This window comes from Verminephrobacter aporrectodeae subsp. tuberculatae At4, assembly GCF_000193225.1.
Lineage (GTDB): Bacteria > Pseudomonadota > Gammaproteobacteria > Burkholderiales > Burkholderiaceae_C > Acidovorax > Acidovorax aporrectodeae.
In genome coordinates this window covers 1-2431 of the sequence record NZ_AFAL01000482.1, presented here as the reverse complement: position 1 = coordinate 2431, position 2431 = coordinate 1, and the positions used below count along the sequence as shown (strand labels likewise).

Here is a 2431-nt window from a genome sequence, read left to right as displayed (position 1 = left end):
CGCGTGTGTAAACGTGTCCGAGCAGACCAAGAACACTGCGCTGAGAATCAGTGGCAGCGTGAGCGCCACCAATATCGGCGACGACCTCCTGCCAACTACCACGACGGTGGAACTGACTCTGGAATGTATGAGACCCAAAAGTTCATCAACCAAGTTCGAAGTCGTTTCGGCAAAATTCTTGTCGCCAAACAAGAATTCCAATCCGATAATTTCTCCGCTCAAGGTTGGGGAGTCTAGCAACTTGGCCGGCTCCTACCTGTCGATCCCGCAAAGCCGCAGCGACAACACCAACACGATTCCGCTTGAGATCAGATATTCTCCAGACGACGCGACTATCACCGAAGTGAACCTGGGGATCGCCGAAGTGGACGCTACCCCCGGGGTAGTTTCTGGTACCTCGCCGGGCGTCAGTGCCTTGACTTTTTCCAACGTCAATCTCTTGACGCAAAATTATACCCGTGAGCCTGGTCTGATCAAGTTCCCTGGGCTTTCTCTGCCCACGTTTTCTGGCGAAATGGCCATGGGAAATATAACCCTCACGGTTCGTCTCAAGGGCAGCGTGGGGGGTGTCGCAGTGAGTTCCGATCCCGCCGCAGACGCGGAACATGGGCAAGTCAAATTTAACGAAAAGAAAGAATTTACGCCGCTCTATCTTGCAGGAGACGTTACAGGTCTTTCCGACCGACGCTTTGGCATACGCGATACAAATAAAGGCGGTGACTCATGGAGCACCATGCAAACCATCGGCTGGCTTCTCGGCTGCTATGCCTGCCGCTTCAACGACATCAGCAGCCAGCATGTCGCCCAGGTGGGGGCTGAGCATAATTCGATTCTCGTCCATAAAGGTCACAGCGATGGTCAACAGATTGACATGCGCTACGCCGACGGCGCGGGCGGTTATAGCGACGCGCTGGGTGGGCAAAATGAGGGAGCGCACATCCGGCAATTGATCAACGCCGCCAAGACCGAGATAGTCGAAAACGCCGGGCTCACGGCAAAAATTGGAACGTGGGTGGCTGGACCCAAGCAGCGAGAATTGGAGAGATGGATTGACGAAAACCGCGCCATCCTTGAAACCGAGGGGAAGAAACCCTACACCCGCGTCATCTTTATCGGAGGCTCGTTCATCGAGAAGGCGCTCGTCAATGGGAAATTTCCGGACGAGTCGGACATCCCCCTCGTGGGTGCATGGACCACCAAGCCAGTGAAGATCATCGCCACCCCCGGCCAGCATATGGACCATTGGCACATCAGCTTGACGGGGGCGTTGTTGTATAAATAGACCCTCGAAGATGCACCTCCCCAAGAACACCCACTTCAGGTGATCCGCACGGACTGTGGACGAAACACTTCCTCCACAGATCCGTTCGTGCGGAATTACCGCACACGGCTCCTGCCTTGGGTCGTAACGACCAACCGCTGGCTCGGGTAAGGGCATTTCCTTATACACAACTCCCCTGAACCTGAAGTTCCCGACAGAACCTGATGCCAGCGGCAAAGCCAAGAATGCGCTGCATTCCCAAAGCGGTAGGCCCTGTTTGAGCCTGAGGTCCCCCAGGCCCATTCTCTTGAATTCCGTGACTGCCCGGTTCATTGTGTGCTTTCACCATGAAATAACTAGCATAACGCATGCGCGGGGGGGATTGTGTATAACGAGATACATCCAAAGGGAGCTTCATTCATTTGTCAACAAGGAGTTAGCATCATGAGAATTCTGATAGCCATCATGTTTTTTGTCAGCGCCGTGCTGAGCGCCTGCGGAGACGGCGCGCAGACGCAGTCCGGCCCATCACCCACGCTTGCGGGAAAAGCCGAGCTTCAAGACGTCAAGCCGGCGCAAATGGTCTCTCTCTCGCTCAAAGAACTTGGCCTTCCTGCGGGCGCCGACAAGGTCACGCCATCGGGCGCCGTATCGAATGCCTTGCTCAAGGACGGACAACTGCGTTTTTCCACTCCTGGCGATACCGGCAAGGATCAGGAAGCGAGTTTTGAAATCAAGAGCGGTCCTACAACATCTCAGTTCCATGTGGTGATCCGGTCACAGCGACCGACTTCCGCAGAGGCTTACGGCGAATTTACCGACGAGGGACCTCCGCCTCCCAACGTGGTCGTTGACGGCCTGGGAGCAAACAATGTAATGACCGGCGCCCCACTGACCTTCAGGTTGCAAGGAGTATCCACACTGGACCTGAAGGAAAAAAGCACAGGGTGGATTACTGTCGGAGAAGAGGTGACCATCTTGGTCCATCTGGAGAAATTCTGGTCTTTTAATCCGGAAGATTCCAGCTTTTCGATCTCGGGCCCGGCCATGCAACGAATACTTGACACACTGCCAAATGGCAGTTATGGGATACATCTGTACCTTGCTACCAAGGACGGCGAGTTTGGGGTTTACTATAGCATGCTGGTGAACAAGGCAGAGACAAGACTG

General features: G+C 54.7%; 2 pseudogenes. Both read left to right on the top strand.

Annotated elements, in window-relative coordinates:
- A pseudogene (locus VTU_RS34945) lies at nucleotides 1-1282 on the top strand (hypothetical protein); the annotation flags it as partial.
- A 423-nt stretch (nucleotides 1283-1705) separates the two neighbouring features.
- Nucleotides 1706-2431 (top strand): annotated as a pseudogene (locus VTU_RS34450) (hypothetical protein); the annotation flags it as partial.